General features: G+C 66.4%; 16 protein-coding genes. 7 read left to right on the top strand and 9 right to left on the bottom strand.

Annotated elements, in window-relative coordinates; translation table 11 throughout:
• Positions 1-6 precede the first annotated feature (6 nt).
• Complete coding sequence (locus BLIN9172_RS04765) at positions 7-1251, bottom strand: MFS transporter (protein ID WP_009885391.1); 1245 nt, start codon at positions 1249-1251, stop codon at positions 7-9.
• A 199-nt stretch (positions 1252-1450) separates the two neighbouring features.
• On the opposite strand from BLIN9172_RS04765, the gene BLIN9172_RS04760 reads away from it, so the two are divergent.
• The 4 genes from BLIN9172_RS04760 to BLIN9172_RS04745 all read left to right on the top strand — a co-directional run bounded on the left by BLIN9172_RS04760 (position 1451) and on the right by BLIN9172_RS04745 (position 5751).
• Complete coding sequence (locus BLIN9172_RS04760; RefSeq protein WP_009885392.1) at positions 1451-2326, top strand: helix-turn-helix domain-containing protein; 876 nt, start codon at positions 1451-1453, stop codon at positions 2324-2326.
• Between the two features lie 57 nt (positions 2327-2383).
• A complete protein-coding gene (locus BLIN9172_RS04755) occupies positions 2384-3982 on the top strand; it encodes a GMC oxidoreductase (RefSeq protein WP_009885393.1) in 1599 nt (532 codons plus the stop codon).
• A 26-nt stretch (positions 3983-4008) separates the two neighbouring features.
• Complete coding sequence (locus tag BLIN9172_RS04750) at positions 4009-4716, top strand: hypothetical protein (RefSeq protein ID WP_009885394.1); 708 nt, start codon at positions 4009-4011, stop codon at positions 4714-4716.
• 168 nt (positions 4717-4884) lie between these two features.
• Positions 4885-5751, top strand: a complete 867-nt coding sequence (locus tag BLIN9172_RS04745; RefSeq protein WP_101554057.1) for a helix-turn-helix transcriptional regulator — start codon at positions 4885-4887, stop codon at positions 5749-5751.
• A 474-nt stretch (positions 5752-6225) separates the two neighbouring features.
• On the opposite strand, the gene BLIN9172_RS04740 is transcribed toward BLIN9172_RS04745, so the two are convergent.
• The gene (locus BLIN9172_RS04740; RefSeq protein WP_025388072.1) at positions 6226-7644 is read right to left on the bottom strand and encodes an MFS transporter; all 1419 of its coding nucleotides are present in this window, start codon (positions 7642-7644) and stop codon (positions 6226-6228) included.
• A gap of 101 nt (positions 7645-7745) precedes the next feature.
• On the opposite strand from BLIN9172_RS04740, the gene BLIN9172_RS04735 reads away from it, so the two are divergent.
• Positions 7746-8630 carry a helix-turn-helix transcriptional regulator gene (locus tag BLIN9172_RS04735; protein WP_101554056.1) on the top strand — a complete coding sequence of 295 codons (885 nt, stop codon included), beginning with the start codon at positions 7746-7748 and terminating at the stop codon, positions 8628-8630.
• A 127-nt stretch (positions 8631-8757) separates the two neighbouring features.
• Here BLIN9172_RS04735 and BLIN9172_RS04730 read toward each other — a convergent pair whose 3' ends face one another.
• The 6 genes from BLIN9172_RS04730 to BLIN9172_RS04705 are packed head-to-tail and all read right to left on the bottom strand — an operon-like array spanning position 8758 to position 14948.
• On the bottom strand, positions 8758-9708 hold the full coding sequence (locus BLIN9172_RS04730; protein ID WP_009885398.1) for an MsnO8 family LLM class oxidoreductase: 951 nt from the start codon (positions 9706-9708) through the stop codon (positions 8758-8760).
• Positions 9705-10235, bottom strand: coding sequence for a hypothetical protein (locus BLIN9172_RS04725; RefSeq protein ID WP_009885399.1), 531 nt, complete (start codon positions 10233-10235; stop codon positions 9705-9707). Before BLIN9172_RS04725 ends, BLIN9172_RS04730 begins: the two co-directional genes overlap by 4 nt.
• Positions 10232-11077, bottom strand: coding sequence for an alpha/beta hydrolase (locus BLIN9172_RS04720; RefSeq protein ID WP_009885400.1), 846 nt, complete (start codon positions 11075-11077; stop codon positions 10232-10234). Before BLIN9172_RS04720 ends, BLIN9172_RS04725 begins: the two co-directional genes overlap by 4 nt.
• Complete coding sequence (locus tag BLIN9172_RS04715) at positions 11074-11856, bottom strand: SDR family NAD(P)-dependent oxidoreductase (protein ID WP_009885401.1); 783 nt, start codon at positions 11854-11856, stop codon at positions 11074-11076. The genes BLIN9172_RS04720 and BLIN9172_RS04715 overlap by 4 nt, the downstream gene beginning before the upstream one ends.
• Positions 11857-11871: 15 nt before the next feature.
• Complete coding sequence (locus tag BLIN9172_RS04710) at positions 11872-13104, bottom strand: acyltransferase family protein (protein WP_009885402.1); 1233 nt, start codon at positions 13102-13104, stop codon at positions 11872-11874.
• 14 nt (positions 13105-13118) lie between these two features.
• On the bottom strand, positions 13119-14948 hold the full coding sequence (locus tag BLIN9172_RS04705) for an FAD-binding oxidoreductase (RefSeq protein WP_240812175.1): 1830 nt from the start codon (positions 14946-14948) through the stop codon (positions 13119-13121).
• 391 nt (positions 14949-15339) lie between these two features.
• Here BLIN9172_RS04705 and BLIN9172_RS18280 point away from each other — a divergent pair, with 391 nt between their 5' ends.
• The gene (locus BLIN9172_RS18280; RefSeq protein ID WP_009885404.1) at positions 15340-15735 is read left to right on the top strand and encodes a transposase; all 396 of its coding nucleotides are present in this window, start codon (positions 15340-15342) and stop codon (positions 15733-15735) included.
• Here BLIN9172_RS18280 and BLIN9172_RS04695 read toward each other — a convergent pair.
• Positions 15652-16698 (bottom strand): IS110 family RNA-guided transposase, encoded by a 1047-nt coding sequence (locus BLIN9172_RS04695; RefSeq protein WP_025388069.1) that lies wholly within the window; start codon positions 16696-16698, stop codon positions 15652-15654. The two genes, BLIN9172_RS18280 and BLIN9172_RS04695, sit on opposite strands and share 84 nt — an antisense overlap.
• Before the next feature lie 323 nt (positions 16699-17021).
• Here BLIN9172_RS04695 and BLIN9172_RS18050 point away from each other — a divergent pair, with 323 nt between their 5' ends.
• The gene (locus BLIN9172_RS18050; protein WP_180956940.1) at positions 17022-17456 is read left to right on the top strand and encodes a hypothetical protein; all 435 of its coding nucleotides are present in this window, start codon (positions 17022-17024) and stop codon (positions 17454-17456) included.
• The last annotated feature ends 70 nt before the right edge of the window (positions 17457-17526 follow it).

Here is a 17526-nt window from a genome sequence, read left to right as displayed (position 1 = left end):
TGGGGTTTACGAGCTCAGCGAACTCGGGTGCGCCTTCTTGGCACGCGCGGCGCGTACCGACCGAGTGGCGGCCAGGCACATGATGATGAGACCGATGACGGTCAGTCCGGCTCCGACGACGGTCGGGCTGCGGAAGCCCCACCCGGCGCCGATCGCCGCTCCGGCGAGACTCACGCCGATGGTGTTGCCAAGGTTGAAGGCGGCGATGTTCGTCGCCGAGGCCAGGGTGGCCGCGCCCTGGGCGTGGCGCATCACACGGGCCTGCAGGCCCGGAACGGTCGCGAAACCGACCGCGCCCATGAGCGTGAGCAGTACCGCGGTCGCCCACGGGATCCCCGCGGCCATGCCCAGGGCGAGGATGACGATCGGCAGCAGGATCGACAGCACCACGACCGCCTTATCGGGGTTGCGGTCGGCGGCGCGTCCGCCGATGACGTTGCCGAGGAAGAGGCCACCGCCGAAAAGGACCAGCAGCCACGGGATCGCCCCGGCGGAGAAACCGGTCTCGTTGCGCAGCAGCGGCTCGATGTAGGTGAACACGCCGAACATGCCGCCGAAAATGAGCGCGGTGGTGATCAGCGAGGACAGCACCTGGGGCTTGGCAAGGGTGGCGAACTGCTGGCGCACCGGCAGCTGATCCTGCTCGGGATCGGTGCGCGGGACCAGGGCCATCAGACCGATCAGGGCAAGCACCCCGATGACACTGATGATCCAGAACACGGCCCGCCATCCCAGCTGCTGGCCGATGAAGCTGCCCAGGGGCACACCGAGCACGTTGGCGATCGTGAGGCCGGCGAACATGATCGAGATCGCCGACGCCTGCCGCGACTTCGGGACCAGGGATCCGGCCAGAACCGCGCCGATCCCGAAGTACCCGCCGTGGGCGAGCGCGGCCACGATGCGCCCGGCGAACATGACCTCGTAGCTGGGCGACCAGGCCGAGAGAATGTTGCCGATGACGAACAGGGCCAGCAGCGCCACGAGGGCGACCTTCGGGGGCCGGCGCATCAGAAACGGGGTGAGGATGAGAGCGCCGGGCACCACCGCCAGGGCATAGGCGCCGACGAGATGCCCCGCGGCGGGAATCGTGACACTGAGGTCAGTGGCGACCTCAGTGAGGAGTCCTGCGATAACGAATTCGGTCAACCCGATCCCGAAGCCGCCGATGCTCAATGCGAGCAACGCCAATTTCGCGCGGGAATTCCGAACGGGGCTGATAATGCCCACATCGGGTTTCGTGTCGATGGACAATAGCCGTCCTCATTCTCTCCATAGGTCCGTGTGCGAGATGTGCCCGATACCTCGCCGCCAAGGCGACAAATCAACGGGTGTCAATTCCACTATCGGACCGCGTCGAGCCATCAACCATCCCTCTGCTTCGTCTAGCACCGGCCTGCCTATCACTGGCAGGGATAGGCACGGCACCGGCGAATTTGAGACCCTGGTGAGTATGGCAGCAGCATCGCTTCGGCCCACCGGGCACCCTGACCCACCCGCCGTTCACACGTCGACGAACCCGCTTGGAGACTTCCTCCAGGCGCACCGTTCGCGTCTCACGCCGGAAGAGGTCGGGCTGGTGGCCTACGGGATCCGCCGGGTGCCCGGACTGCGGCGCGAAGAGCTCGCCCAACTCTCGGGTATCTCGCCGACGTACTACACACGCCTGGAGCAGGGGCACGCGGCAAACGTGTCCGGGTCGGTCATCAACGCCCTCGCCCGGGCACTTGGCCTCGATGAAGATGCGACGATCTACCTGCACAGCCTCGCCGGCACCATCAAGGAAGCACCGGCGCCGGCAGCGCCTGCGTCACCACCGGCCGGCGACCCGCTCTTCGAGGACGTGGTGGCGTTGATGCCCAGTGCGGCGGTGTTCGCGATGTCGCGCACAAACGACGTGCTCGCCTACAACGATCTCGCCGGACGGATCTTCTTCTCCCACCTCGACGAATGCGCGCCGCTCAACACGCACCGGCTACTGTTCACCGACCCGTACACCCGCGACCTTTACTCGGACTGGCAATGGGAGGCCCGACTGGCGGTGGCGTCACTGCGTTTCATGTCGGGCAACTCGCCGCACGACCCGGACATCCGCAACCTCGTCGGCGAGCTGTCGATGGCCAGCCGGGAGTTCGCGAAGTTGTGGGCGGAGCATCCGGTCACTCGCTGCACCCGGGGTCGTAAGAGCTTGATCCTGCCGGACTGGGGGACCGTCGAGCTCGACTATCACGTGCTGCATTCCCCGCTGGATGACGGCCAGCGCCTACTGGTGCACACCGCGCCCGAGGGAACCGTCGGCTACGACGCGCTCCGGATGCTCAGCGACTAGTCCGATGCTTGAGAACACGCGCTCCTTCACAAGCCCAGAGGCGAGGTGGCCGAGGCGATGACGTCCACGATCGAGCCGACACCTTCAACCGGTTGGCAGCCGCAGCCGCATCCACCGCTGCGTCCCGGGGCGCTCATCGACCCTGAGACCTGTGGCGGCACGATCACCGCCGACGTCGTGATCATCGGCTCCGGGATGGGCGGTGGTGCCCTCGCCTACGCCCTCGCAGGCTCCGGCCTGTCTGTGCTCATCGTCGAACGCGGCGACTTCCTGCCCAGGGAATCGGAGAACTTCGATGCGGCGCAGATGTTCCTCCACCACCGCTACCAGACCAGCGAAGCCTGGATTGACGGGCACACTGGTACGGAGTTCCAGCCCGGCGTCTACCACTGGGTCGGCGGGAACACGAAGATGTACGGGGCGTGCCTGCCCCGCTTCCGCCGTGAGGATTTCGAAACCTTCGACACCGCCGACGGGATCTCGCCCGCCTGGCCGATCCGCTACGAGGATCTTGACCCTTACTACACGCGGGCAGAGAAAATCTTCGACGTCCATGGCAACGCCGGTGAAGATCCGACCGAGCCGCCACATGCAGGACCCTATCCGCATCCCGCACATGCCCATGAGCCGGTCATCGAACGATTCGCCGCACGGCTGCGCCGCCAGGGTCTACAGCCGTTCCACATGCCCAACGGGATGACGTTCACCGCGGACGGGGATCGTGCCCGCGCGTCCACCGACGACGGCACTCCCTCCGGCACCGATGCGAAATCGGATGCCGAAACCCGGCTGGTCCGCCCGGCCCTGGCCAACGAGAACGTGCGCCTGCTCACCGGCACCACCCTCACCCGGCTCACAACCGACCCCGCGGGCGAGCACATCACCGCGGCTCACGGCAGCAGGCAGGGGCGCCCCGTGACGGTACGCGGTCAGCGGTTCGTGTTGGCCGCCGGCGCGGTCAACTCCGCCGTCTTGCTGCTGGGCTCGGCGACCGAGAGGCATCCGGACGGGCTGGGCAACTCATCCGGCCTGTTGGGACGCAACTACATGGTGCACAACAGCACCTTTGTCATCGGACTCCACCCGCTGCGCCGCAACCGGACCCGATGGCAGAAGACCCTCGGCCTCAACGACTGGTATCTGCCCACTCCGGCGCACCGATATCCGCTGGGTAACGTGCAGATGCTCGGCAAACTCCAGGGGGCGCACCTGAAACCTGCCCGAGCGCGGTTGCCGCTGTGGTTCCTCGACAAGGTCGCAGCACGCACCGTGGACCTCTATCTGACTACCGAGGACCTCCCTCGGCAGCACAACCGTGTGCGCCTGGCAGGCGGGCGGACTGTCATCGACTGGACGCCGACGAATCTGCGTCCCCATCAGGAGCTCGTCGAGGAAGTCACCGCCGCCGTGCGAGGCAGCGGATACCCACTGGTCTTCACTGAGCGGATGGGCATCCAGACCAACTCGCACATGTGCGGCACCGCTGTGGCCGGACACGACCCCGACGGCAGCGTCCTCAACCCGGACTGCCGCAGTCACGACCTCGACAACCTCTGGATCGTCGACGGGTCATTCTTCCCATCCTCGGCCGCGTTGAATCCGGCGCTGACGATCGCCGCGAACGCCCTGCGCGTCGCCGAGCGCATCCTCGCGTAGCCACCGACCTCACGAAAGGACCCACCATGTCCACCACCCGCCGCGCCTCCTTCTCCTTCGATGCCCTCTCCGCGGACACTGTCACCGATGCCGACGAGTTCACGCTCGAGAACCCGAGCATGGTGGTCAACCTCGATGCTGATCCTGCCCGCATCGACATGCCACTGGGCGGGTATATCCCGCCGCTGGCCTCGACGATGCTCGCCGCCGGCACCCAGGTCTCCGGCCGGCTCCTCGCGCTCATCAGCCTGCCCGGGCAGCCGCTGCCCGAGTCCGTGTTCCGCGCCCAGGGGTGGGAAGACTTCTACGGATCCGACCGCGCCGACGCGCAACCGGGGACGGCGGTGCTGCTGAAGTCGACGCAGGACAGCGTCGGCCAGGTCGAGCTCGTGCCCGCGCAGATCCTCGCCGACCCGCACGCCCCGCAGGATCCCTTTCCTCACGAGGTGAAGCTGAATCTGTGGTTCAGTCCCGCGGGGACCGACTGCGGGATCCACCGGGATCACGCGTTCATCGAGACCCATACGCAGCTGCTGGGGACCGGCCGGATGCAGAAGTTCGCCTACAACTCGCATGCTTCCGTCTTCGAGGACCAGATCCTCGCGCCCGCCCAGACCCAACCGTCCATCTTCGGCCGATGGGATGACGGGCGGCTCGCCTACCCCTGGCACCAGTATCGGGCAGACACCGACGTGGTCTGGCTCGCCATCGAGTATCACGCGCTGACATCGTGACCGCGCCGCAACTGCCTGCCCGGCGAAGGGTCCATGCCCCGCGTCGGTCGCAGATGATATCCGCATCGCTGCCGAGCTGCACCGGGGCTGCGCGCGGCGATCTCCTTATTCAAAACTCCGGTCTGCGACGCACGCGGTCCGGCTTCCCGCGAAAGGGGACCTGTTGTTATGCCGTCACACCCGAACGGCCATCCTGGCCGTGCCGCCTTGGGAGCATTCCTCCGCTCCCGCAGGCAATCCTTGACCCCGGAGGACCTCGGTCTCGATCTCACCCAGCCCCGCGAAGGCCCGGGCCTATTTCGTGAAGAGGTCGCTCACCGCGCTGGCATCTCTGTGGCCTACCTAGCCCGGTTTGAGCAGGGCACGGCCACCCAGGCTTCCGTAGCCGCGCTCAACGGTCTCGGGCGCGCGTTGATGCTCGACGCTCACGAGCGCGACGAACTCTTCCGTCTCGCCGAGACGCCTCCTGCCACGCGTCGCCGCGAGCCTCCGCCCGAGCATGTCAGCATCGGCACCGCGCAGCTGCTCACCGCGATGGCCGATGTTCCCGCGATCGTGCTGGGCACTCGCGACGACGTCCTCGCGTGGAATCGACTCGGGCATCGCCTCATCGCCTCCCACCTGCCCTTTGAATCGCCTCTAGACCTCGACACACGCCCAAATCGCGTGAAGATGGTCTTCCTCGATCCCCGACTGCGAGAAACGTATCGCGATTGGAAGGTCGAGGCGCAGCGAGCGGTCACCCAACTTCAACAGCTCGCCACACACCGATCCGACGATCTCGCGCTCATGAGACTGGTCGGAGATCTGGTCGTGGCTAGTGACGAGTTCGCCGCCTACTGGGCAGACCCGCAACCAGCAGCGCCGACCCGCGGAATCCGCGAGCTTTACCACCCCGAAGTCGGGGACTTGGATCTCCGCTTTGAGATCCTCACCCTCGAGGGCAGCGAGCAACGACTACTGACCCATTCCGCCGACCCCGGCAGCGTGTCCGAGGAACGCCTCCGCGACCTGGCGGCACTCATCCCGGCCTGACCTACCTCTTGGCCAACCATCTTCTCGGCGGTGCCGGGCCCGCGGGTCCGGCACCGCTTCGCTGTGTCCGGCACGCCCCTCCTCTCACCGACTTGCAAGAGCTCCGGTGGTACGGCGGAGACCGACATCGTGGTGTGCTGGCGGCGGCGGCGACTCGGCCCCGTGGGCTGATCATCGACGCTGTACCGTCGCGCCCATTGGTGTCGCTCGACCCTTTGTCATGACAGAGGCCACGGCGTCGCCTCGTGCACGCAGAATCGCGTGATACCCAGGGAGACCAGGTCAGCAACCCGGCCAGCACGGTACGCAAGCGGACGCAACGAAGCCGGGGTGGGAGCTCTCCGTGTTGGAGGGCTCCCACCCCGGCTTCGTTCGTTCCTTCCTCGGCCTGCGGGCCACTGCTTCTCACGGTGGCCCGCAGGCCGTGCGCAGATGGGATGGACCCGTGGTGACGGTCCGGTGGTGCTTGGAGGCTCAGACGCGTGCGGGCTTGGGCAGCCGGAGCACGATCGCGATGAGCACGGCCGATGCCAGGGCGATGATGCCGTTGACGCCCATGGCCAGCTGCAGGCCAGGCAGCATGCCGGCGGCGAGCTGGCTGGCCAGGATTGCCGACATCACCGGGGTGCCCAGCGTGATGCCGACCTGCTGGCTCATGGTGACCAGGCCGGTGGCCAGGCCCTGCTGGTGCGAGGGCACCGCGGCCGTCGAGGTGACGGTGTAGCCGACGATGGCGACCAGGTTCGCGACGCCGCCGATGAAGGACAGGATTGCGACCGGCACCACCCAGATGCTGGACTCGGTGGCGAAGAACAGTGGCACCGTCATCACGCCCTGGACGACGAGACCGATGATGATCGCCGTCTTGGAGCTGGTGCGGCCGATGATCTTGGGGGCGATGAGACCGCCGAGCACGGTACCGATGCCGAGCACGCCCAGGACCACTCCGGTGCTGATCGCGCCCAGGCCGAGGATTTCCTGCAGGTAGAGCGTGAGTAGGAACACGAGAGACGTGAACGTGCCGAAGGCCAGGAGCCCGGTGATGTTGCCCCACGCGACGTTTCCGCGACGCAGCATCGACAGCTCGACCAGCGGTTCCGCGACCTTACGCTCGATGGCCCAGAAGACCACGAACAGGATCGCGGCGGCCAGGATCGGACCCCAGGCGCCGGGGTGGGACCAGTCGGCGTGGCCGGCGGTGTCGATGCCGAAGACCAGGGCGACCAGGGCGAGGGTGACCGTGATGGCGCCGGGCACGTCGAGCTTGGGTCGGTTACCGGTCGGCTTCTCGCGCAGCACGAACGGAGCAACGAGGATCACGGCGACGGCGACGACGACGTTGATGAAGAACGCCCAGCGCCAGGACACCGCGCCGGTGAGCAGGCCGCCGAGCACGGCCCCGGCGGTGAAGCCTGCAGCCATGAGCGCGCCGTTGAGGCCGAGTACGCGGCTACGGGCCGGTCCTTCGGGGAAGGTCGTGGTCATCAGGGACAGTGCGGCAGGAGTGACCATCGCGGTCGCGATGCCCTGGCCGACGCGAGCGATGATGAGCAGGGTCGGGTCCTGGGCGAGGCCACCGGCCAGGGAGGCGACGCCGAGGAGCACGATGCCGATGAGGAAGAGCTTCTTCCGCCCGAACAGGTCGGCGACGCGGCCGAAGAGCAGTGTGAAACCAGCCGCGCACAATGCGAAGGAGGTCACGATCCATTGCAGGCTCTCGGTGGGGAACCCGAGTTCGCGGCCGATGTGCGGCAGCGCGACATTCAGGATGGAGAAATCCACCGCGAGGGTGAAGTTCGCCGTCAACAACACCGCGAGGGCCAAACGCTGAAGGGCAGTAAGCCGAGTTTGACCGCGGTCTATTTCTTCTGGTGCTTCGGTTTTTGTGGACATGCTCCCATATTGGAAGCCGGTCAAAGGCGTAGCCAGATCCCTGAGTTGCCTATCACTCACAGGGGTAGGCTAGGAACTCGCAGGCACGGCACAATGGAAGCATGGAGGACCACACGACAGTGACCCGCGCCACAGCCGCCTACGAGGCCCGCGCCGACGACCTCGGCGAATTCCTGCGCTCGCGCAGGGATCGGCTCAGCCCCGAAGACGTCGGCGTCCCCTCCTACGGGCGCCGCCGCGTGGCGGGCCTGCGGCGTGAGGAACTCGCCCAGCTCGCCGGTGTCTCCGTGACCTACTACACCCGACTTGAGCAGGGTCAGTCTCAGAATGCCTCCGACTCGGTCATCGAGTCTCTGGCTCGCGCTCTGCGCCTGGATGCCGATGAGACCGCGCACCTGTTCGCCCTGGCCCGGCCGGGGATGGTCAAACGGCCTGCCGTGGACCGGCCCGAACGGCCCAACGCCGGTGCCCGTCAGCTCCTCCACGCGATGGAATCGGTGCCCGCTGTCCTCCTGGGTCGTCGCAACGACATCCTCGCGTGGAACCGTGCCGGGCATCTCCTCCTGGCCGGGCACCTCGACTTCGAAGCTCCCACTCGCGAGGACGACCGTCCCAACCAGATGCGGATGCTTTTCCTCGACCCGCACACCCGCGAGCTCTACCGCGACTGGGAGGCTGAGGCCACCGTCGCGGTCGCCTCGCTGCGGTATGTCGCCGCCCAGTTCCCCGACGATCGGCGTCTGCACGAGCTCGTCGGCGAACTCAACGTCGGTAGTGAAGACTTCGCGCGCCTGTGGGTCCAGCACACGGTCCAGCTGTGCACCAGCGGCACTAAGCGGCTGCACCACCCTGAGGTCGGCGACCTCGACGTCGACTACGAGGTGCTGCACCTGCCTGAGGGCGACGGGCAGCGCATTCTCACCCACTCTGCAACGCCGGGCAGCAGCGCCCGCTCCGCTCTTCAGCTGCTCCTCAACTCCGCCTGAGTCCTGCCTCTCCCTGCGCGCTCGCTGCGGCATCGTGTGATCGCCGAGCGTTGCCCAGCGGACACGACAGAACTGCCCCGAAGTCTGATTTGGACTCCGGGGCAGTTTCGCGTTCGGTGGGCCGTGTCTATGCCACGCCCACTGCCGCTTGGTCGAACGCGTCCGCCAACAGGGTGTACGAGGCGTCACGGTCTGCCGGATCGCTAGTCAATGTGTTGACCATGATCTCGCTGGCCCGATGCTGCTCGGCAAGCGCGAGGAGCTGGTCGCGCACATGCTCCGGGGTGCCGTGGATGAAGCCGTTTTCCCGGGTGACTGCGCGCGCCCGTTCTTCATCGCTCCATTCCTTGTCGCGTTCTGCGTGTTCGAGACTCGGGATCGGGCTGTCGTAGTTGAGGTCCTTGCGAGCTCGCCACAGGGCGGCCGCTGCCGCCAGTCGCTGCGCCTTCTCGGCGGTATCCGCTGTCACGGCACGCACCGCGATAACGGCGAACCCCGGCTTCTTCCCGACCTCGTCCCAGTAGGCGCGCATGCCTCGAGGCGTGGATGACGGGCTGAGGAAGTGCCCCTGCACGTACCCGGCCCCCAGGCTCGCAGCGAGAGGAGCAGAGGTTCCGCCGGCGCCGAGCACCCACACCCGGTGCTCGGGCTCTGTGACGGTCTGCGGCATCCCCTCAGGGAGTCGACTCAGCAGGGTCTCGACCTTGTGGGGGAAGTCATTCGTGTGCAGCGCAGCGCGGCCGATACCGATATCGACACGATCGCCATGGACCCGCTGGAGCAGCCCCATCGTCTCGGCGACTTTCTGAGGCGTGTACAGCGGGAGCAGGATCCCACCGGTGCCCACCCGGATCCGCGTGGTGCGTTCGAGGGCCAGGGCAGTCATGGTCTCCGGGGCTGGGCTGGCGAAGGACATCGAGTGGTGGTGCTCGGCGTACCAGATCCGCCGGTACCCCTCGCGTTCGGCCCGTTCGGCCAGGCGCAGGCTTTCCTGCAGCGCCTCGGTGCGGTCGAGATGGTCGGTGATGGGTGACTGGTCGAGGACCGACAGCGTCACGGGTGTGGTGGAGCCAGTCATGAGGCGATCAGCTCCCCGGTCCGGTTCTGCGCGGTGGCCGGCACGATGCGCCAGTTCCCGCCGACCTGGAACACGAGATCCTCGATGTCGCTGCCGGCGATCGATCGCAGCACGGGAACCAGTTCCCAGGCGTGATCGGCGGTGGCGACGTTCAGGGGCCATTGGGCCACGGTCGCCCCGCGTAGGTGCGGGTGGTGGAATCCGGCGCCGTAGATGGCGATGATGCTGATCGGGACGAGGCCTGCGGCTTTCTGCTCCGGCCAGCTCAGCAGCCAGGAGGCCAGGAGCCCGCCATGGGCATCGCGGTGCAGGCCAGTGAAGTCGATCTGTCCGGTGTCGAGCAGGAGGTAGGAGTTGAACTCCTCCAGCACCTGCCGGGCTGGGGTGTCGAGGAGTTCGACGGCGCGCTGGAACGCGGCCTCCTTGCCTTGGCGGGTGACCTCGCCGAAGTGGTCCCCGTCGCGCAGATCGGCGAAGTGGCGGACGAGGGCCTCCAGCGGTGCAGGGGTCGTGGTCGCGGTGGTCATGATGATGCTTCCTTTCGCTGTGTGTATTCTCGGGGGAAATCTGTGAGTGCCGCGGCGAGTGCGCCGATGACGGCGCTGGCCGGGCGGAGGACGTCGCCGTGCCCGATCCCGGGCAGGACACGATGGTCGACGGGCACTCCGTCGGCGCGAAGCTGCTCGGCGTAGGCGGCGACGTCGTCACGGACGGGGTCGTGGTCACCGACGACGAGCACGGCCGGGGCCACCTCAGCAAGCGAGTCGGCCTCGCGCGGGGAGAGCAGGAGTCGAGTCCCGTCGGAGGCCACCGCCGAAGCCTGCGGCGTACCGTGCCAGGACCGCCAGGCTGTCCTTAGCAGCCCGGGCGGCGGGAATGAACCGGGGTCGGCATGGTAGGAGACGGCGCGGCACTCGGGATCGATTGGCGGGTAAGCCAGGATCTGCGCCTGCAGGCTCTCGCCCCGGTCGCGGGCGGCGATCGCCGCGACAGCGGCGAGGGTGCCTCCGGCGCTGTCGCCGCCGACGATGATCGAACTGTCCGGGCTGGTCTCGCGCACCCAGCCGATGGCGGTGAGCATGTCGAGCACGGCCGCGGGGTGCCGATGCGTCGGCGCGAGCCGGTAGTCGAGTGAGAGCACGTTCCGGCCTGACAGGCTCGCGAGCAGACCGGTGGCGTGCTGCCAGTCGGCGGCCGACCCTTGGTGCCAGGACCCGCCGTGGGCCCAGATGATCCACCCGGCAGCCCCGTTCTCGGTCTGCCGGTGCATGGTCGCCGGTAGCGCTGGTCCGTCTTTGCTGGCAGGCACGGTGACCCGAGTTGGGCTGATCGTCGCGCGTAGGCGATCCTGCGTGAGGGGGGTGGTCATATCTGGCGCAGAGCTCCACCGTCGATCGACCACTCCGCTCCGGTGACCTGGGCTGCCCGCGCCGAGAGCAGATAGGTCACCGGCCCGGCGATGTCCGTGGGTGCGCCGATGCGTCCAGTGGGCAGGCGCCGCTCCTTCTGGATGAAGTGCTCGATGGCCTCCTCTGGGGGAAGCTCGAACCTCTCCGCGAGCTGCTCAGCGAACCCTCTCGGGGCATCGAAGAGAGCTGTGCGGGTGGGGCCGGGTGAGATCACGTTCGAGCGCACCCTCCCGCCGTAGTCGATGGCCAGGGACTTCGACACCGAGAGCAGAGCCGCTTTCGCTGCCGCGTAGTCGGCGATCGTGGGATCCGGCATCCGCGCGGCTTCGCTGGCGATGTGCACGATCGATCCGCCACCCTCCGCTGCGGCCAGCAACGGTAGCGCGGCCCTGATGAGTCGAATCCCGGCGTGGAGGTTCAGCTCGAAGATCCGGTGCCACTGCTCGTCGTCGATGTCGGCGAACGAAGGCTGGGAAATGAGGATGGCCGCATTGTTGACCAGCCCGTCCAAACGCCCATGGCGTGCCCGGACAGCTTCCACAGCTTCAGTGGCAGCGTGGGGGTCGGTCAGATCGGTCTTGAACAGCTCCGCCCCCTTGGGCAGGGCCACGTCGGTGGTGCCGCGGGCGAGGACGACCACGTGCGCGCCCTCCCGGGTGAGCAGTTCGGTGGTGGCCAGGCCGATGCCGCTGGTGCCTCCGGTGACGATGACGACGTTGCCGGTGAGGTTGAGGTCCATGATGTGTCTCCTTCTTCAGACTCGGGAATCAGCGGTGGCCACCGCGGCCGGTTCGGCGACGGCGGGGGCAGCAGTGGGCGCTGTCGGTTGGACGGCGACTCGCGGGAGGGCGGGCTTGCGGCGGGGCCGGGCGAAGCGGTCCATCATCGGTTTCTCCACGAGCGCGTAGAGCGCCCAGCCGGCCAGCAAGGTCAGGGCGAGGAACCCGGCGATGAACAACAGCGCGACCGAGGTGGAGAAGGTGGCGTTGTCCATCATCTGGCGGACCCAGAAGATCGAGACGCCTTGGACGAGGTAGAAGCCGAAGGAGGTGTCGCCGAGCCATTGCATCGGCTTGGACTGGAGGAAGCTCTTGCGTCCGGTCGCGTCGTAGGAGGCGGCGGTAGCGATGAGCACGGTCACCGGGATGATGGTGGCGACGTTGAAGGTCCACACGAAGGGCACCACGTTTGCCAGCGCATATCCCGCGACGGCCAGGAGCAGGGCGTGCCACATGCGGAAGGCGGGCCACCGCTTCTCCAGGACCAGGCGGGCGACGATCGATCCCAACAGGAACTCGAACAGGCGCGAGGGCGGGAAGATGTAGCCGAACCAGAACTGGAACGAGGACACCGGGGTCAACGCCGACTTCGGGGTGTCGGGGATGAGGGTGAGGTTGATGATCTGGATGGCGATCATGCCCACGACCATGAGCCCCGCCCACGCCCACAGGCGGTTACCCGGGAGCTTGCGGATGAGGACGATGAAGAACGGGAAGAGCATGTAGAACAGCAGCTCGCTGCTCAGCGTCCACGACGGCGGGTTGACGGCCACGTTAACGGCCCCGTCCGGGGAGTAGGCGTGGAGGAGGAAGAAGTTAAGCACCGAGGCGTGTGCCGGGGTGATCGCGGCGGCGAACAGCACCATCGACAGCACCCACATGACGATGTGGTTCGGGAAGATCTTCATCACCCGGCGACGCCAGAACGCGGTGAGCTTCTCATCGGGCTTCGCCGCCCACGCCAGGAGGAACCCGGAGAGGACGAAGAAGAACGACACTCCCACGTACCCGGTGACCAGGAAGATCTGCTCGGCCACGCGCGCGACCTCGGGGTCGGCGAACAGGTTGATCGGGTCGTTCGGCGGGATCGGTGAGGAGGAGAGGGTGATGTGGAATCCGAACACCAGCAGGGCGGCGAAGAATCGCAGCCCGGTCAGGGACGGCAGCTTCGGTGGTCGCGTCGTCGTCGCGGGGACAGGAGTGGTCATGTCAGGCACCCTTCTTAGGCGGGAAGTTCCACGCCGAGGCTGTGGGTGAAGAAGTTCGTCGGATCCCAGGACTTCTTCGCCCGCTGCAGGCGGGGATAGTTGCCCTGGTAATAGAGCTCGGACCAGGCCACGCCAGAGCGGTTGCGCTTCGGGTCGGCCATGTCGGTGTCCGGGTAGTTGATGTAGCAGCCATCGACTTGCCCGTCGGGCACCGGGACGCCACCGGAGGAGGCGAACATGGCCTCGAAGGTCTCGCGCGCCCAGCCGAGATAGAAGTCATCATCTGCTTTGTCCGGCCAGAACGTCTGCAGGCAGATCTTGAAGATCGAGTCGCGCTGCACGTTCGCCGTCGCATCCTTCTTCACCGCGTTGACCGCGCCGCCGAAGGAGAAGACCACCATCATGGTGTCCGGGTTGGTGAAGTCCTCCCGGGTCATCTGCTCCCACATCACGTCGAGCTGGGCGTCGGTGAACCGCTTCTTGAAGTACGCGGACTTGTGCGCGCCCCGGCTGGTGGGGTTGGTGATCGTCGGGTTGTCCGTGCCCACCATGCGAGTTGCCTGCATCCAGGAGATCTCCCGGGTCTGGTGGAAGTCAGGCAGGGCCGGCAGCTCCCCGTTAGGCTTGGTCATCGCCGAAGTCTCGATGTCCACGCCGTCGGTGATGCGGGCGATGAACCGCTCGAGGACGCCGGTCGCATCGGGCGCGTCGGCGTCGATCTGGGTGAACATGCCCAGGCTGCCATGGGCCTTGTGGTTGAGGTTGAATAGGCTCGACAGGTGCGATTCCGGGGTGCCGGGGTCCTTGAACTCCTCGTGCCAGGCACCCCAGTTGTCCATGAGCTTGCGGAACTTAGTCTCGTCGACCTGGTCCCACGGGAACGCGAGCGCATTGACAAGCACACGAGAGGGTGCCTCGATCAGCTGGCCGGCCGGCTCGGAGCCCTTCGCGTGCGGGGAACGGAACCAGTACTTCGTGACGACGCCGAAGTTGCCACCGCCTCCACCGGTGTGCGCCCACCACAGATCGCCGAGCGCCCCGCGGGAGCCGCGGGTGGCGACCTGGATGGACGCCTTCCCGTCCGCGTCGACGGTGACGACTTCCACCGCATACAGGTGGTCGACGACCAGGCCGTGCGCCCGCGACAGGAGGCCATATCCGCCGCCGACGATGTGCCCGCCAGCACCGACGCTGTAGCAGATGCCACCGGGGATCGTCACGCCCCAGCGTTTGAACAACTGCTCGTACACGTTCGAGAGGCGCGCACCCGGTTCGACCGCGAAGGCCCGCTTCTTCTCGTCGTAAGACACCCCGACCATCGTCGACACGTCGAGAATGACTTCGATGTCAGAGTTGCAGACGAAATCGGCGAAGCAGTGCCCTCCACTGCGAACGGATACCTTCTTCCCGGCATCGACCGCTGACTGCACCGCCTTCTTGGCGTCCTTGGCACTGTTGATCATGTGCACGTAGTCAGGCTTCGCTACGAAGCGCACATTGTTTCCCGTCCTGAGGTCCAAGTAACGCGGATCCTTGGGGCCAATGACACCGCCACCACTGGGTAGGGCGCTGGAGACGCTGGCATCGGCGAAACTGGGCGCGGCGTTGAAGGGCATCATCGCCCCGGCGGCAGCTGCTCCCGCCGAGCCCAGCAGAAATGAGCGCCGTCCGACGCGGCCTTTCGACGGTGGCGTTTCAATCGTGGTGGTGTTCATTATCGGTTTCTCTTCATTGGTGTAGGCAGCACAAATCCGCACTTGCCTTGCGGCAGATCTGGTGACTGGCAGACGGGACAGTGGAACAACTGGGAATGAACCCATCGAATCACCGCTGGAGGAGGCCAACCACACCCTGCGAGTGACAGGCTCCCCAGTGACAGGCTTGCGTGACGGCTTCCCGAGGCACTGGACTGTCGGCTACCGTCGTCGTGCATCCGCGCTTCAGGCTCGTGGTGTTCAACCCGCCCTGCCTTGACTAGTCCAGTCACCAACGTGCGACTGGCTTGACGCGAACCCCTGAACAGGCGGAAGGATCGCCCCGAGACGGTAGTTGGCGAGGGCCGCGATTGATTCTCTATTCGGCGCCCCGCCAGACGTCGGAACAATGCCGCTGTAGCAAGAGCCGTGCCAGGAGCCGCTCCGGCGACGGCTTCCGTGTACCGCGGTAGGGACTGATGCAGGGTTTGGTGACATCTGATCTGGCTTGTACACAGGCAAGCCTGGAAGGATAGACACCATGCCCCAGCCCTACCCGAAAGAGTTCCGCGATGACGTCGTCCGCGTGGCCTTGAACCGCGACGAGAAGACCACGATCGGACAGATCGCCAAGGACTTCGGCGTCCACGAAGGCACCATCGCGAAATGGCTCCGCCAGGCCGAGATCGATGCTGGTAACAAGCTCGGCAATACCACCGACGAATCCGCTGAACTGCGGGAGCTGCGGCGGCGGACTCGCCTATTGGAGCAAGAGAACGAAGTCCTGCGCCGCGCGGCTGCGTATCTGTCGCAGGCGAATCTGCCGTCAAAAGGACGCTTCTATGCCTCCGTGTCAAGCCATCCGGGTCCGAAGCTCCCGAAAGAGAGAACGGCAGACGTATCGCTTGAGGCACCTTCGGATCTCGCGCTTGGATAGCCCTTCCGCGCGCCGGCGTTCAACATACTTGCAGGTGGCAGGGTCGTAGCTCATCCGCGAGCGAACGACGACGTCGACGGCCCGGTTGAGTTGCCGGTCGCCCGAGCGGGAGAGCCGGTGGCGACTGGTGTTGCCCGAGGAAGCCGGCAACGGGGCAATGCCCCCGAGCGCGGCGAAAGCCGCTTCCGAGCGCACCCGTCCGTGGTGTGAGTACGACGCCACCAAGATCGCTCCTGTGACCGCGCCGACCCCCGGGATGCCCTGGAGGCCCGGGGCGAGAGCCTCGGTCAGCGCCGACAGCGCCTGGTGGTTCTGCTGGAGTGACCGGGTCTGCTCGATGATCGCCTTGGCCAGCCTTCGTGCCTCCTCACGGAAGATTCGATGTGATGGCTCATCTCGCCCGGTCCGCCAGGCCGCGATGGTGGAGATCTGCGCGTCGGTGAGCGGTTTGCGCGCATCGACTCCGACGTCGGTGGTGCGCAGCAGTGCCGTGAGCGCGTTCTTGTTGGCCGTGCGCTGCTGATCGGTCAGTGACCGGCTCGCCAGCAGCACGCGGAGCGCCGCGCGGTCACCAGAGCGGCGTGGATGAGCGAGCTTCTCAACGTCGGTGCAGAGCGCCGTTCGAGCGGCTGCTTCTGCATCCAGGGGGTCTGACTTGCCTGTTCGTGCTCGGGAACGGCGGTAGAGAGCTCGGATCTCGGCGACCTCGATCCCCTCGGTCAGAAGGGCGGTGGTGATGCCGGCACCGTACGAGGAAGTACCCTCCACGGCAGCGAGCACCGCCGTTCCGCGAGTCCTTCGTCGAATCCAGGAGACCGCACGCTGCATCCCGGGGGCAGTAGTCGGGAACGCTCGCGTATCGACCGTCGATCCCGTTCGAGAGTCGATGATGCAATACGTGTGGGTACGCGCGTGGGTATCGATCCCTACGACGTGCTCGTAGCGTTCAGTAACGGTGGCCATGGTGAGTTCCTCCAGTCGTCAGCACATCAGTGGGCTGGCCCGGGTCGCTCAGAGTCACATCTGTAATGAGTCACGCCCCTGGGGACGGACAGGCTTCTGATCAAGGCATCTGCGCGGAGAGACCGAGCCGAGGCTCGGACGAGGACACGTCCTTTTGAAGACATCGCGAACTGTTCACGAGTCGGTTCTACCCGGAGTCACTCGGCCGAGCTACGGCTCAGCATCCCAGCCGGCCGCAGGCCCGCCAGAGGCCATTACAGCTCTACCCGCTCGTGAGAGAGCTCGCCGTCGACGGTATTCCCGTGGCGGTGTCGTGCCGGGTCTTGAAGCTCTCGCGCCAGCCCTACTACCGGTGGTTGGCCACACCGGTCCCTGAAGCCGATATCGTCGAAGCGTACCGGGCCAACGCCCTGTTCGACGCCCACTGCGACGATCCCGAGTTCGGATACCGATACCTCGCCGATGAAGCAGAGTCGGCCGGCCATCCCATGGCAGTGCGCACCGCGTGGCGGTTGTGTTCGACCAACTCCTGGTTCTCAGCCTTCGGCAAGGGCCGGGGTAAGAATGGAAAGAAGCCCGGTCCACCCGTCCACGACGACCTGTGTGCCGTGGTCGACGAGGACGGTCGGACCCGGCACAAGTTCACAGCCGATGGCGTGAACCGGCTCTGGTTGACCGACATTGTGCGCCACGAGGCGCTGTTGAACCGAGTGGAGGTGAGAGACCACCACCGCCTGGCTGTCGCAGCAGCCAGGTGAAGTTGAGGGCAGCCTGAACTCCGGGATGGGAGCGAGGGCGGGAAGCAGCCCTGACAACGCCGAGACGATT

Source organism: Brevibacterium linens ATCC 9172 (genome assembly GCF_900169165.1).
GTDB lineage: Bacteria > Actinomycetota > Actinomycetes > Actinomycetales > Brevibacteriaceae > Brevibacterium > Brevibacterium linens.
The sequence above is the reverse complement of the archived record's forward strand: the minus strand, read 5'-3'. Positions and strand labels throughout refer to the sequence as shown.

What these genes read in the sequence shown, in the direction of transcription:
- BLIN9172_RS04710 (WP_009885402.1), bottom strand. Translation starts at nt 13,104, where the DNA reads ATGACCACTCCTGTCCCCGCGACGACGACGCGACCACCGAAGCTGCCG.
- BLIN9172_RS04715 (WP_009885401.1), bottom strand. Translation starts at nt 11,856, where the DNA reads ATGGACCTCAACCTCACCGGCAACGTCGTCATCGTCACCGGAGGCACC.
- BLIN9172_RS04720 (WP_009885400.1), bottom strand. Translation starts at nt 11,077, where the DNA reads ATGACCACCCCCCTCACGCAGGATCGCCTACGCGCGACGATCAGCCCA.
- BLIN9172_RS04730 (WP_009885398.1), bottom strand. Translation starts at nt 9,708, where the DNA reads ATGACTGGCTCCACCACACCCGTGACGCTGTCGGTCCTCGACCAGTCA.
- BLIN9172_RS04735 (WP_101554056.1), top strand. Translation starts at nt 7,746, where the DNA reads ATGGAGGACCACACGACAGTGACCCGCGCCACAGCCGCCTACGAGGCC.
- BLIN9172_RS04695 (WP_025388069.1), bottom strand. Translation starts at nt 16,698, where the DNA reads ATGGCCACCGTTACTGAACGCTACGAGCACGTCGTAGGGATCGATACC.
- BLIN9172_RS04750 (WP_009885394.1), top strand. Translation starts at nt 4,009, where the DNA reads ATGTCCACCACCCGCCGCGCCTCCTTCTCCTTCGATGCCCTCTCCGCG.
- BLIN9172_RS04740 (WP_025388072.1), bottom strand. Translation starts at nt 7,644, where the DNA reads ATGTCCACAAAAACCGAAGCACCAGAAGAAATAGACCGCGGTCAAACT.
- BLIN9172_RS18280 (WP_009885404.1), top strand. Translation starts at nt 15,340, where the DNA reads ATGCCCCAGCCCTACCCGAAAGAGTTCCGCGATGACGTCGTCCGCGTG.
- BLIN9172_RS04745 (WP_101554057.1), top strand. Translation starts at nt 4,885, where the DNA reads ATGCCGTCACACCCGAACGGCCATCCTGGCCGTGCCGCCTTGGGAGCA.
- BLIN9172_RS04760 (WP_009885392.1), top strand. Translation starts at nt 1,451, where the DNA reads ATGGCAGCAGCATCGCTTCGGCCCACCGGGCACCCTGACCCACCCGCC.
- BLIN9172_RS04725 (WP_009885399.1), bottom strand. Translation starts at nt 10,235, where the DNA reads ATGACCACCGCGACCACGACCCCTGCACCGCTGGAGGCCCTCGTCCGC.
- BLIN9172_RS04755 (WP_009885393.1), top strand. Translation starts at nt 2,384, where the DNA reads ATGACGTCCACGATCGAGCCGACACCTTCAACCGGTTGGCAGCCGCAG.